8 protein-coding genes are annotated in these 13,640 nt (G+C 53.6%); 4 read left to right on the plus strand and 4 right to left on the minus strand.

Features of this window, described 5'->3' with window-relative positions; all coding sequences use genetic code 11:
• Nucleotides 1–60: 60 nt before the first annotated feature.
• From LJ739_RS13550 to LJ739_RS13560, 3 genes are all read right to left on the minus strand, one after another.
• Entirely contained in the window at nucleotides 61–2,232 is a 2,172-nt protein-coding gene (locus tag LJ739_RS13550; protein WP_229161676.1) for a TonB-dependent siderophore receptor, read from the minus strand.
• A gap of 305 nt (nucleotides 2,233–2,537) precedes the next feature.
• On the minus strand, nucleotides 2,538–4,391 hold the full coding sequence (gene feoB / locus LJ739_RS13555) for a ferrous iron transporter B (protein WP_229161307.1): 1,854 nt from the start codon (nucleotides 4,389–4,391) through the stop codon (nucleotides 2,538–2,540).
• 53 nt (nucleotides 4,392–4,444) lie between these two features.
• On the minus strand, nucleotides 4,445–4,687 hold the full coding sequence (locus LJ739_RS13560) for a FeoA family protein (protein WP_229161308.1): 243 nt from the start codon (nucleotides 4,685–4,687) through the stop codon (nucleotides 4,445–4,447).
• A 250-nt stretch (nucleotides 4,688–4,937) separates the two neighbouring features.
• On the opposite strand from LJ739_RS13560, the gene katG reads away from it, so the two are divergent.
• Nucleotides 4,938–7,154: a catalase/peroxidase HPI gene (gene katG / locus LJ739_RS13565; RefSeq protein WP_229161310.1), complete on the plus strand. Its 2,217-nt coding sequence runs from the start codon at nucleotides 4,938–4,940 to the stop codon at nucleotides 7,152–7,154.
• Between the two features lie 101 nt (nucleotides 7,155–7,255).
• Here katG and LJ739_RS13570 read toward each other — a convergent pair whose 3' ends face one another.
• Nucleotides 7,256–7,756, minus strand: coding sequence for a hypothetical protein (locus LJ739_RS13570; RefSeq protein WP_229161312.1), 501 nt, complete (start codon nucleotides 7,754–7,756; stop codon nucleotides 7,256–7,258).
• Between the two features lie 227 nt (nucleotides 7,757–7,983).
• Here LJ739_RS13570 and LJ739_RS13575 point away from each other — a divergent pair, with 227 nt between their 5' ends.
• The 3 genes from LJ739_RS13575 to LJ739_RS13585 all read left to right on the plus strand — a co-directional run bounded on the left by LJ739_RS13575 (nucleotide 7,984) and on the right by LJ739_RS13585 (nucleotide 13,618).
• The gene (locus LJ739_RS13575) at nucleotides 7,984–10,245 is read left to right on the plus strand and encodes a winged helix-turn-helix domain-containing protein (RefSeq protein ID WP_229161314.1); all 2,262 of its coding nucleotides are present in this window, start codon (nucleotides 7,984–7,986) and stop codon (nucleotides 10,243–10,245) included.
• Between the two features lie 103 nt (nucleotides 10,246–10,348).
• The gene (locus tag LJ739_RS13580) at nucleotides 10,349–12,004 is read left to right on the plus strand and encodes an acyl-CoA dehydrogenase family protein (protein WP_229161316.1); all 1,656 of its coding nucleotides are present in this window, start codon (nucleotides 10,349–10,351) and stop codon (nucleotides 12,002–12,004) included.
• Nucleotides 12,005–12,094: 90 nt separating this feature from the next.
• Complete coding sequence (locus LJ739_RS13585) at nucleotides 12,095–13,618, plus strand: bifunctional GNAT family N-acetyltransferase/carbon-nitrogen hydrolase family protein (protein WP_229161318.1); 1,524 nt, start codon at nucleotides 12,095–12,097, stop codon at nucleotides 13,616–13,618.
• The last annotated feature ends 22 nt before the right edge of the window (nucleotides 13,619–13,640 follow it).

The following is a 13,640-nucleotide window of genomic DNA, read 5'->3' on the forward strand; positions in this document are numbered from 1 at the left end:
GATTTTGCACGCCTGAAGTCGGGCAGACGGAATGGCCTGCCCGCGGATTGCTCCACTGAACTAGAATGTCCAGTGAATGGCCACACTGCCATTTCTGGGCGCACCGTAGTAGCTTTGCGCCCAATACAGACTGGTAAGGTACTTTTCGTCGCTGAGATTATTGATGTTGGCTGTCAGGGCAACACTGGCGCTGATCTGATATCGGGCCATCAGGTTTACTTTGGTATAGGCTGACTGCTCTGAAACGATGGCCTCACCGGCATTGGCAAACCCATCACTGACGACCCCTTGCTGACGGGAAATCGCCCCTTGCCACTGCACACTGGCCCCGAGGGTAAGACCTTCCAGCGCCGACGGCGAGTACGTTAAAGCCAGGCGGAGCATTTTTTCAGGGGTGTACGCCTCGACGGTTTGGTCGCCGTCGATGTCAAATTGGGTGTAACCAATGCTGCCCTGCACGCCCTGCAACAGTTCGCCTGTCAGTTCGACCTCAAATCCCTGACTGGTGATCCCTTCTGCAGGCACAAAATAATCATAAACGATGCCGTTTTCATCGGTCGTATTGCCACCAAACACCGCCAGATCGGCCTGGGTGATGTCGAAATAGGCCAGGGTCAGCAGCCCTTGCTGGGAAGACAGGCTATGCTTTACGCCAATTTCTCGGGCCTGCCCGGTCACCGCCGGCAGGCGCTCCCGCTGCGCGTTGCGCTCCGTTTGGCCACGGTACGTCTCGGTGTAACTGGCATACAGGTTGGTGTTGGACGTCACCTGATAAACCAACCCGACGTAAGGGATCAGCTCCTGATCAGACAGACCTTCATCCTGCGCATAGGAAATGCCGTCCACACTGATGTCATTGTAGCGTGCGCCGACCATCAAGGCGGTGGTGTCGTTCAGCGACCATCGTGTGGCCACATAGGCCGCTTTTTGACGCTCGGTAACGTCACTGTAGTATGCGTCAGAGGTGTCGGTTAACTCAGGAAAGTCCACATTGCCATCCCATGACGGCATGGCCGGAATGGGTGGGAAACCTTTACCGCTGTGAAAATCGTACAGCGAGATGTCCTGATAGGCCATTTTCGAATAATTAAGTCCTACCACCACTTCATGCTGTTGTCCCCAGGCGCCAAATTCCCCACGGACATACACATCCATCAGATCATGTTTGTCGTCCAGATCATACTCGCTGGCGTAGCCCTGCAAACCCAGGCCGGTGTCAGGATCCAGCGGCGCGACCAGGTAGGTGTAAAACAACAGAGAATCTTCGTCGGTTTCCCGACGAGAGTATGCGGCGGTCAGGGACCACTGCTCATTCAGGCGATGTTCAAGGGTAGTGAAATAGCGTGTATCCTCAACATCCCAGCGCGACCAGTCTGCAGATGTGTTTGTTGAGCGATCAAAATTGGTGGCCGAACCGTCACCGTAGTACAGCGTCAATGCGCCCCACATGTTACCTTGCGCTTCACTGTTCTGACGACTGACACCGACGCGCAGAAGGGTGTCGGCACTGAGGTCAGCCTCAATAACACCATAGGCCAATTGCTTCTCTAACCCGTAACGGTCGAGATACGAGTCACCGTTCTGGTACGCCAGCACAGCCCGCCCACGCACTCCATCAGTAAGACTGCCAGAAACGTCAACATCCAGACGATGAGTGTCCCAACTACCCCGCTGCAACTGCACGCTGCCTTGCAATGCTTGTGTGGGCTTCTTGCGCACCATGTTAATGGTTGCTGAGGGATTACCGATACCGGTCATCATACCGTTGGCACCCCTGATCACTTCAATTCGCTCATAGATGGCAGTATCAATATCACCGTGAGTATTGCCGGAAAATACCGGTAGCCCGAGGCCGTCTACCTGGAAATTGGTGATGTCGAACCCTCTGGCGGTGTAGTACGTTCGATCGGTTTCGACCTGTTCAACATTGACGCCAACCGTATTGGCCATCGCATCGTTAAGGCTGTTGAGATCGAAATCTCCCAGTTGCTGAGCACTCAGCACTGACACAGACTGGGGGATTTCGTCCAGGGACAAGGTTAGCTTTGAAGCACCCGAGGCTTGTTCAACCAGATACGGATTGGTGCGCTGCCCCACCACAACCACTTTTTCGACACCATCGTCCGGTAACCACACATCTGACGGGCGCGGTGACGATTGCTCAGCCAATGCGGATTGGCAAGCCATGGTTAACAGGGATAAACAGAATGAGGAGCGGGACAGGGAGATCATATTCACTAATACCGTTGCTTGAAAGTGAACGGATCTTAATGATAATGATTATTATTTGCAATAGTGTTTATTGCGTTTTTGCCGAGCAGGTGTCCCCTTCGGCTGATGGCGTGATTTAACAGCTTTATTGGCAGATATTTGCTGAAAGGCGGAGACTCCCCCCCTTGAAAAACGGGTTTGAAGGTGGGAAATCAGACAAGAAAGAGTACCGGAACGCCTGCACATTGTGCGCATGCAGTCATGGCGTATCCGGAGGCATCTGGCCATCCCTGCTTATCAGGATGGCAAAGAACATTAGCGCAAACTCAGCCAATCACTGTATTGACTGTCACTGCGATGATATAGGCGAGCACCCCATAGGCCAGTACCAGTCCCCAGGCAATCCGTGAACGACCGGTTTCACCGCGCAATGTGGCGACGGTGGCCACACATTGCAGTGCCACAACGTAAAATAGCAGAAGACCGATCCCGGCCCCCAGGGTAAGACCATCCTGTTGTAGCTGACTGGCGAGACCGACCAGATTGTCTTCGGCCCCGTCGATACCAAACAGGGTTCCCAGCGCGCCGACAAACACTTCCCGCGCCAGGAATGACATCAGAATTGCCACACCATAGCGCCAATCCAGCCCCATGGGCTCAAAGATCGGCTCAATCCAATGACCCAACTGACCCAAATAGGAGTTCTGCAAACCTTGATCCTGAGGAAAATAACCGAGGAACCAAATCACCAGAGACACCATAAAAATCACCGGCGCGGCGCGACGGATAAATTGCTTCCCACTATTGAGTACCCGATGCATCAAAGGCTTCCAATGGGGCAGACGGTAAGTCGGCAACTCAAGGATAAATGGCATATCAGTCAACGACTCGTTGTCTCGGGTAAAGCGGTTTAATAAAGCACTGACCACCAGTGCCATGATGATGCCGAAGAAGTATAGGCCGAAAAAGGCGGCACCCTGCAAACCGATAAGCCCGCCAAAATACACCTTCTCCGGGATCAATACCGCAATCAATAGTGCATAAACCGGCAAACGTGCAGAGCAGGACATCAGCGGAATGGTCATCATGGTGATCAGACGCTTGCGGGGTGATTCGATGGTGCGAGCAGCAAATATCGCCGGAATGGCGCAGGCATGCCCCGACAGATAAGGAATGAAACTGCGACCAGAAAGCCCGAAGTAGCTCAGCGGTTTGTGGCATATCAACGCCGCTCGGGCCAGATAGCCACTGTCCTCAAGCACGCCGATGATAAACGTTAGCACCATGATTTGCGGGACGAACACCAGAAAAGACCCTACCCCACCAAAAATCGCGTCATTGAGAAAGTCCGTCAGCATACCGGGGCCTATCATCCCTGTGACGGCTGACGCGAGTGCCCCTATGCCCTCTTCCACACCGTCCATCAACGGCGTAGCCCAGGTGAAAATACTTTGAAACAACAAGAACATGATGGCCAGAAAGGCAACCCCGCCAAGCATATTGTTGAGCAGAAACGCATCAATACGGTTTTGCCGCTTCAGGACGACATCGGTCTGAATGCCAAACTCCTGTGCCAGCGACTGACTGCGCTGGATAACGCTGATCTCATCTTCACTGACGTGTTCAGGCAACAACTGATCCGCTCGCTCCACCAGCTCAGGCAAGGCCTGTTTGAATTCGTGCACCCCTTCCAAGGACTTGGCAGACAAGGCAAAAACCGGACTGCCCAGCGCTTTACTCAGCGCCTGGGTATCAATGTGGTGACCGAAACGTCGCACTTCATCAATCATGTTCAACACAAACACCACGGCTTTGCCGTGCTGCTTGGCCAGCGCCTGCACTTGCATGGCAAACACCAGGCTGCGCTCCAGGCGCGTGGCATCCAGCACACAAACCAACAACGCAGTGACATCGCTGTTCACCGCTTCATTGAGCTTTTCGATGGCGATCTCTTCGTCCCGTGACAAGGTGCTCAGTGAATAGGTTCCCGGAAAGTCCACCACTTCAAACGCTCCCATCTGTCCACTTTTCAGCTCAACGGTGACACCGGGAAAATTGGCCACTTTCTGACGCAATCCGGTCAGCTGATTGAACAACAAACTTTTGCCGGAGTTCGGCTTTCCGACCAGAATGATATGACGTTTAACGGACTGTAAATGGGATGGATGCTCAGCTAACACGATCTCTGCTCACATATGGATGGCGGCAGTACTGCCTGAAAAATCAATAGGAATTAGGGATGTAGCGCAATCCCTTCTGCGACTTGCTTGTCGAGGGAGTAAACACAATCTCCCAGTTGCACGACCAGCGGTCCCTGCAATGGACTGCGGCGCAAACAATGAATTGACTGACCAGGATAAAAACCCATTTGGCGCAACCGGCTTGCCACTTCAGGTGACATAGCTTCAGCCAGTCCGAATACCTTAGCAGTCTGATTGGCAGCCAACTGCCACAGGGTCATCGTTGAATCGGCCATGACAAAACTCCAAATAGAAATAATTATCATTTATTATCATTCAAACACCCCCAGACTACAACCCCACGCCGGTGATTCACTGCATCTTCCCTGGCAAGCAATTATGACGCGCCTCGCGTAAAGGCAGCATCAGCAATTCCTATTAACTCAATCGATTTTTATCAACCATATGCGCTCCCTAATCGATTGGTTAGCGACTATAGTTTGGACGGTAAATTAAATACCTTCAGGACACAGAGGGAAGCAAACCATGAAAAAAACCATTCCGTTGGCCGCGGCAATCGCCTTGGCCCTTTCTCCCATTGCCGCCACAACGAATGCAATGGAGCAGGCACGAGACAATCAGTTCTGGTGGCCAGAGCAACTTGATTTATCCCCATTGCGGGACCATGACGCCCGTTCTAACCCCTACGGCGAGGACTTTGATTACGCCAAAGAGTTTGCGTCTTTAGACATGGAGGCGGTCAAGAAAGATCTGAACGAACTGCTCACCACCTCACAGGATTGGTGGCCAGCAGACTTCGGCAATTATGGTCCGTTCTTTATCCGTTTGGCATGGCACAGTGCCGGTACTTACCGTACCCTCGATGGTCGCGGCGGTGGCGGCGGTGGTCAGATGCGTTTTGACCCGCTCAACAGCTGGCCAGACAACGGCAATCTGGACAAAGCCCGCCGCCTGCTGTGGCCTTTGAAGCAGAAGTATGGTCGCAAGTTGTCCTGGGGTGACCTGATGATCCTGGCCGGTACCGTTGGCTTGGAAAACATGGGATTCCAGACCTATGGCTTTGCCGGCGGTCGTCCGGACGATTGGGAACCAGACGTTGTGTATTGGGGCCCTGAGGTAGAAATGCTGGCCAGTGATCGGGAAGAAAAAGACGGCACATTACAGCGCCCTCTCGGTGCAACGCACATGGGCCTTATCTATGTCAATCCGGAAGGCCCCAAAGGCAAGCCTGATCCTGTCGGATCCGCTAAGAACATACGTGTCGCCTTTGGCCGGATGGCCATGAATGACGAGGAAACCGTGGCACTGGTCGCCGGTGGTCACACCTTCGGTAAAATGCACGGCGCACACAAGCCGGAAGAATGTCTGGGCCGCGAGCCTGCAGCAGGTCCTATTGAGGATCAGGGCCTGGGCTGGAAGAATAACTGTGGTAAAGGACATTCTGAAGACACGGTTACCAGCGGTCTGGAAGGCGCCTGGACCCAGGCTCCTACCCAATGGACCACACTGTATCTGCAAAATCTGCTCAACCTTGAATGGGAGCAAACCCGCAGTCCAGCAGGCGCTATTCAGTGGGTACCGAAAGACAAATCCCAACACAGCTCGGTGCCGGATGCCCATGTTGAGGGCAAATTCAATTCACCGGTAATGACCACCGCAGACCTGGCACTTAAGTTTGATCCGGAATACCGTAAAATTGCTGAACGGTTCCTGGCCAATCCGGAAGAATACCGTCTGGCATTCGCCAAAGCCTGGTACAAACTGACCCACCGTGACATGGGTCCTACCAGCCGCTATGTCGGCAACACCGCACCGGATGATGCACTGATCTGGCAAGACCCCATCCCAGAGGTCAAACACAAACCGATCAATAACAGTGACATCAAGAAGCTGAAGAAGCACATCCTGGACAGCAGTCTGTCAGTACCAGAGCTGGTGCGTACGGCCTGGGCTTCCGCTGCCAGTTTCCGTGCCAGTGACATGCGTGGTGGAGCCAACGGCGCCCGCCTGCGCTTAGCACCACAGAAGGATTGGGCAGTCAATAATCCGGCAGAGATCAACAAAGTGCTCAATGTACTTGAAGGCATTCAGTCTCGCTTTAATAAAGGCTCTGGCAGCCGCAAAGTATCAATGGCTGACCTGATTGTGCTGGGCGGTGCTGCAGCGATTGAAAAAGCCGCCGCTGACGCTGGCCATAAAGTGTCTGTGCCGTTTGCCCCTGGACGGGCTGATGCCACGCAGGAGCAAACGGATGTCACGTCCTTCAGCCTGCTTGAGCCTCATGCGGATGCATTCAGAAACTTCTACAACGCCGACAAGGCTTACCGCTCACCGACTGAAATGTTGGTCGACAAAGCCGATCAACTGGACTTGACGGTACCTGAAGCCACCGCATTGTTGGGTGGAATGCGTGCCCTGAACGCCAATACCGGTGGTGCCAAGCATGGTGTGTTTACCGACAAACCTGGCACACTGACGAACGACTACTTCGTCAACCTGTTGAGCATGGACACCGTGTGGAAGCCCTCAGCCGATGATGTGTCCTTGTACGAAGGTCGGGATCGCTCGTCTGGCGAACTGAAATGGACCGCCACTCCGGTAGACCTGATTTTCGGCTCCAACTCCGAATTGCGCGCTATCGCTGAAGTCTACGGTTCATCTGACGGTGAAGCATTGCTGGTCAATGACTTTGTAGACGCATGGGTTAAGGTCATGCAGGCGGACCGCTTCGACATGAAGTAGTTTGTCGCGGAAAACGAAAAAGGCGGCCTGTTGGCCGCCTTTTTTAATGCATCAATACAATGCTTCTGACACCGTCCACTGCCCTATGATGTGGGCCGTGGTTACTGAGCGGCAATCAATATTGTTTGTTGTGCCAGCGACAGGTTGGCTGCAATCACTTCATCCACTTTGCGCAGGCGCTGTGCCTGCTTGAGATCATCCACACACTGTTTGGCATTGCCAACTTTGCAATTCAGCACTGCACGGTTGTTCAACGCGACGGCATTGCGACTACCAGAGGACACCGCTGCATCGCAGGCACTGTGCGCCGATGACAACTGCTCAAGGGCAATATAGGTTGCACACAGATTGTTCAGCAAGGGTTGTCGTTGACTGGCGACAGTTGTCCGACTGAGGGTTGCCAGCGTTTTACGCAATCCATCGTTCAGGTTCCCTGCCTCAATATCTCGTACACCGTTGACATCTTCGACACTGGTCTGCAACCGCAGGCTGTTTGCCGTTGAAGGCTCACTGGCATGACTGACAGCAGACAGGAATAGCGGTATCGCGCATACCAGCGATAGTGAAGCAGTTCTGATAAAAGCGTTTTTGGTGTGTGGCATAACGGTCCCCTTATGAGGCAGTGATAGACAAACAAAATCCCGACCCAATGGCGGTGTTGCTCAGGTCGCTCGCCCTTCGCGTTTAGCCATTGAGTCCTGGAGCGGATCTGAGTATGGTTCTAACAGGTGTGGATTTGCCTGATGGAGAGGCAATGAAAGACCGATGAATTCCTAATGAAAAACCAATGCTGCCCCCAAGGGCATTCAGGTAAGGGAGAAACACGGGTTTGCACCACCACAGCACGGAAAATGGCAGCTTCACCATTAATGACTATATCGTTGATGTGGGTGACAATACGGTGTCTGACGGCGTGGCATCACAGCATGTTGAACCTAAAGCCATGAGCGTGCTGTATGAACTGGCATTGAATGCTGGCCAGACAGTCAGCAGACAAGCACTACTGAGCAGTGTTTGGGGTGACCGAGTGGTGGTGGAAGAAGCATTGACCAGAACCATCTCACAACTCAGAGCAATTTTTAACGACAGTAAAGACAAACAGCTCATTCAAACCATTCCCAAAAAAGGCTATCGCCTTAAAGCCCGGATCACCTGGCTGCAGGATGACCAGCGTGGGTCAGACACCACGCCTCCCTCCGGCGACGACCCCAGTGCTGCGATCCCCTCTGCGCGACCGGGGAATAGTGATGCCGGCGCGCACAAGCGACCGATGTTGATTGCCTTCCTAGCGTTGATACTTGCAGCACTACTGTGGTGGTGGTATTCCTCCAAGACGACGGAGCAAAGCTCGTCGGCCCAACTACAGACTCCGTCCATTGCCTTGTTGCCACTGAAAAACCTCAGTGGCGATGAACAAACCCTGTATCTGGCAGAAGGATTGCCGGACGAATTACTCAGCCACCTGGCAAAACTCGATGCGCTGGAGATACCGTCGCGCTATTCAACCTTTGCACTGGCAAGGAAAGGTCTCACAACCCAAGAACTCGCCGAACAGCTACAGGTGCAATTTGTGTTGGAAGGCAGCGTGCGCAAGACAAACAGCGCATATAACATTTCAGTGCGGTTGGTCGATGCGGCGTCTGACAGAACGGTGTGGGCACAAACTTATCAAAAAGCACTGAGTGACATTTTTGAGGTTCAGTCGGACATTGCCGACAACCTTGTGCAAGCCATGCTGCCAGAGCAAAACCAACAGCCTGTCTCCGACGGGAATGGGAGCATGCCGGATGTGGAAGCCTACCAGCACTATCTGAAAGGTATTTACTGGTGGATGAATGGAAAAACCAGCGAATGGTTTTATCGCGCCGAAAGTGCGCTGTCTGAAGCGACACAACGCGATCCCGAATTCGCCGCGGCCCATGGTGCGTTAGCCTACATTTATGCACGCTATGACTATCATGACCTGTACATGGACAAAGCAACCGCAACACAAAAGTCCCGACAAGCGATTGAGCGCGCGCTGGCCATACAACCAGATGAAACCAATGCGCTGTTGGCCAGGGCGATACTGGCAACCTCCGGTGCCGAGTTTGATACCGCACAACGCGCGCTGGACAAGGTGTTAAGTGCAAACGCCAATCACACAACAGCCCTGTACCTGAACGCAGAACTTGCCTTGGCCCGTAATCAACCTGACATGGCACTGACGTTCAGCGAACAGGCCTTGCGCGCCGACCCTCTGTCTCCCTGGGTCAATGTCAATCTGGCCATCGTACATTTTTGGCGCGGGGAATTGGAACAAGCACTGGCCTACACCCACAAAGCAACAGACATCGATAGCCAGTATACCTGGGCGTATGTGTGGCGCGCCAAGATCCTTGAACAACAAGGCAAACTCGCCGATGCCATCACCGCGATGCAGCAATGTCTGGCCATTGACCAAGGGTCGCCCACCAACACCGCCTACCTGGGCCTGTTGTATTTGCAATTAGGTATGACACAACAGGCTCAACAGTATTTCGCCCAGACCGCGACGCTGTACGGTGACTCTAATGATGCGCGGCTGTGGCGCAGTTTCACGCGTTTTGTTATGCCACAACGGGACGACGACATCGCGATTCAATTGCTGGAGCAATCGGAATTACTGGACAACCGCATGTTCAGTCTGCTGCCGTTGCTGTATCAGAAGTATGTTTTCACCGAACAGCGCAGCCGCGGCGTGACGTTTTTTAAGCAACGGCTGCAACCCAATAGTCGTACTATTGCCAATTATCGCAATCAGCACGCCATCAATGGACTGGTTAACCTTTTAGAGGACTCGCGAGGCCAGGGTGCAGATTGGCGCACTGTGTTAACACACCTGAACAACACTTTGCCCGAGACGTTGCAGGTAACAGACACGTACCGGTTTATTAAGGCTCATACGGACAATCGCGCAACACCTGTCTATTCTGAACTCGCTCAGCCCTACACACAAAACCAATGGTGGCCATGGGTGTGGATCTATCCAGAGGCTCACTCTCCTGAACTTGAGGCGATGCGCCAGCAACAACGGTTAAAACTCACCGGAACATCTTCACCCACAAAATAGCCAGGTGTATTCGTATTGCGCACTATCACTGCCCTGAATTTGACAACCCCCCGGGTTGTGGCGCAACGTAGTCTGACTACCTGCGCAATAACAGGACACCCATATGCCCCCATCGCATCCACCGGCCGAAACACACGAGGTCTTTAACCAACCAGCGGCGCTGGAAAACTATAATGCGTTCCAATCCGATCGCATCTTGCAATACTGGGTCAGCCAGTTTGGCGGGGATTGGGGCACGCAACACCTGGCGCAGTTTGGCCATCGAATTGGTCATGACCTGCAACAGGCGGGCTTTCTCGCCAACAAACACCTACCGGAATTCCACTCCCACAACCGCTTTGGTCAGCGCATCGATCAGGTTGATTATCACCCTGCTTATCACCAATTGATGTCACATGCGGTTGCCCATGGCCATTGTGCGATGCCGTGGACAGACAAAAAGCCGGGTGCCCATGTCATCAGAGGCGCCATCGCCTACCTGCATAACCACGCCGATCCCGGTTCCGGCTGTCCGCTGACCATGACCTTCGCCAGTGTTCCCGCCATTTCAACACAACCGGAGATTGCCGCACGCTGGTTACCCAAGATACTGTCGCTGGAATATGATGGCAGCAATCAACCCTGGTTCGACAAACCGGGGGTTACCATCGGCATGGCCATGACCGAAAAACAAGGCGGCTCCGACGTGCGCGCCAACACCACCATTGCTGATCCCGTCAGCGCTGCCGGCGCCGGACAGTTGTATTCACTGACGGGGCATAAATGGTTTTGTTCCGCGCCGATGTGCGATGCGTTTTTGGTATTGGCTCAGGCCGATGAACAACTGAGCTGTTTCCTGGTGCCGCGATGGCGGGATGATGGCAGCAAAAACCCTATCCACATCCAACGTCTGAAGAACAAACTGGGCAACCGCTCCAACGCCAGCTCCGAAATTGAATTCAGAGGCGCCCACGGCTGGATGCTGGGACAACCAGGACGGGGCATTGCGACCATTATTCAGATGGTGGCGCTGACCCGCTACGATTGTATGCTCGGCTCCAGTGCACTGATGGCACAGGCAGCCAAGGAAGCCATCTGGCATACCCACGGCCGACAGGTGTTCGGCAAGAACCTGCATGATCAACCCCTGATGTGCAACGTGTTGGCAGATCTGGCGCTCGAAGCAGAAGCCGCCCTGGCGATTTCACTGCGCATTGCCAAGGCCTTAGACCATGCCGATGATCCTCATCAGGCAGCACTGGTACGCAGTGCTACCGGGATTGGCAAATATTGGATCTGTAAGCGGGCCATTCAACATACCTACGAGGCAATGGAATGCATCGGTGGCGTTGGCTACGTGGACGAGAATGTAACCAACCGTTTGTATCGGGAAGCGCCCGTCAATGCCATCTGGGAAGGTTCCGGCAATGTGCAGTGTCTGGACTTGTTGCGGGTCCTGCAACGTGAGCCAGAGACGCTGGACGCCCTGATGGCTGAACTGGCACTGGCATCGGCAAAACACCCCTTATTTGATACCGCGCTCGCGGCATTGCAAGATGAATTAGCCAACCCCCAACACATTGAAATGCGTGCCCGCCGGGTAATGGAGCAACTGGCGTTGCTGTGGCAATCCGCCACCTTACTGGTTTACGGGGATAGCATGATTGCCGAGGCTTTTGTCATTGCACGGCTGGGCGAAGGACATTTTCACCACTACGGTACATTGCCCCCCGAGGTTGATGCCAAAGCCATCATAAAACGGGCGATGCCTGAACGATAAGCGCCATGTTAACGTATATACTGAAAGACAGCGTTTGCACCATCCAAACGCGCGTGATCAAAACAACAGTGAAGATTAAACGGTAGGGATATGTCAGTAGAAGAAGCACGTCTTGAGTTGTGTAACCTGAGTAAATCGCAGTACCCGGAAATCAAGGCCTTGATGGATGAGGTCTACAATGAGCTGGGAGGTGCCTGGCCCAAGCACACCATTGATTATCTGATCGACGAATTCCCGGAAGGACAAATCGGCATCGTAGACGAAGGCAAGCTGGTCGGTATCGCCCTGAGCGTGCAGGTGGATCACAAGCGTTTTTCCAATCCCCACACCTACGAAGACATCGTCGACAGCAATGACAATGTCAAACATCAGGCTGACGGCGATAGCATCTACGGCCTCGATGTGGTGATTGCCCACAGTCACCGGGGCATGCGACTGGGGCGTCGTCTGTACGATGCGCGCAAAGAGTTGTGCCGCCAGTACAATTTGCGCGCCATACTGGCCGGCGGTCGTATCCCTCAATACTACAAATATGCCGATCAGATGACGCCGACGGAATACATCTCCAGTGTGGATCGCAAAGAGATCTACGATCCTATCCTGTCGTTCCAGTTGGCCAATGACTTCCAGGTCACCCGGCTACTGAAAAAGTACCTGCCCGATGATGACCGCTCAGGGGGCTATGCCACCCTGCTGGAATGGAACAACATTCTGTATGAACCCACTGAAACGGTGATTGAGAGTCGCAAGACCACAGTGCGGGTGGGCGCGGTGCAATGGCTGATGCGGCCGATGCAGTCGGTCGAAGAAATGATGCAGCAGGTCGAATACTTCGTCGACACCGTGTCTGACTACCAGAGTGACTTTATTGTCTTTCCGGAGTTTTTCAACGCGCCACTGATGGGGCTGGCAGAACACCAGTCGCAAACCGAAGCGATCCGCTTTCTGGCCGGTTATACCGAGCAGTTCCGCGAAGAGATGACCCGTCTGGCCATCGAGTACAATGCCAATATTATCACCGGCTCCATGCCGCTGAATGAGGATGGCATTATCTACAACGTGTCATACCTGTGCCATCGCAGTGGCAAAGTCGATGAACAACGCAAGGTGCACATCACCCCCCATGAAAAATACGACTGGGTCATTCAGGGCGGTGACAAAGTTTCCGTGTTCGATACCGATGCCGGTAAAGTGGGCATCCTCATTTGTTATGACGTGGAATTTCCTGAGCTGTCGAGACTGATGGCGGAACAGGGCCTGGAAATTCTGTTCGTGCCGTTCTGGACGGATACCAAGAACAGTTACCTGCGCGTCCGGTTGTGTGCCCAGGCCCGGGCCATCGAGAATGAGTGCTATGTGGTTATCGCAGGCAGTGTCGGAAATTTGCCCAAAGTCGACAGCCTGGATGTTCAGTACAGCCAATCTGCGGTGCTGACGCCTTCCGACTACCCGTTTTCCCACGATGCCATCCTGTCAGAAGCTACCGCCAATACCGAAATGCTCTTGTTTTCCGACTTGGACATGGACAAGCTGAAGTTACTGCACAGCGAGGGCACGGTGCAGAACCTGAAAGATCGGCGCCACGATTTGTACGAAGTGAAGGTGAAAAAATAACGGTGCCCCGGGTTGCCGGGGC

The sequence above is a fragment of the Fluctibacter halophilus genome, assembly GCF_020687825.1.
GTDB classification, from domain to species: domain Bacteria; phylum Pseudomonadota; class Gammaproteobacteria; order Enterobacterales; family Alteromonadaceae; genus Fluctibacter; species Fluctibacter halophilus.

What these genes read in the sequence shown, in the direction of transcription:
- LJ739_RS13550 (WP_229161676.1), bottom strand. Translation starts at nt 2,232, where the DNA reads ATGATCTCCCTGTCCCGCTCCTCATTCTGTTTATCCCTGTTAACCATG.
- LJ739_RS13560 (WP_229161308.1), bottom strand. Translation starts at nt 4,687, where the DNA reads ATGGCCGATTCAACGATGACCCTGTGGCAGTTGGCTGCCAATCAGACT.
- katG (WP_229161310.1), top strand. Translation starts at nt 4,938, where the DNA reads ATGAAAAAAACCATTCCGTTGGCCGCGGCAATCGCCTTGGCCCTTTCT.
- LJ739_RS13570 (WP_229161312.1), bottom strand. Translation starts at nt 7,756, where the DNA reads ATGCCACACACCAAAAACGCTTTTATCAGAACTGCTTCACTATCGCTG.
- LJ739_RS13580 (WP_229161316.1), top strand. Translation starts at nt 10,349, where the DNA reads ATGCCCCCATCGCATCCACCGGCCGAAACACACGAGGTCTTTAACCAA.
- LJ739_RS13585 (WP_229161318.1), top strand. Translation starts at nt 12,095, where the DNA reads ATGTCAGTAGAAGAAGCACGTCTTGAGTTGTGTAACCTGAGTAAATCG.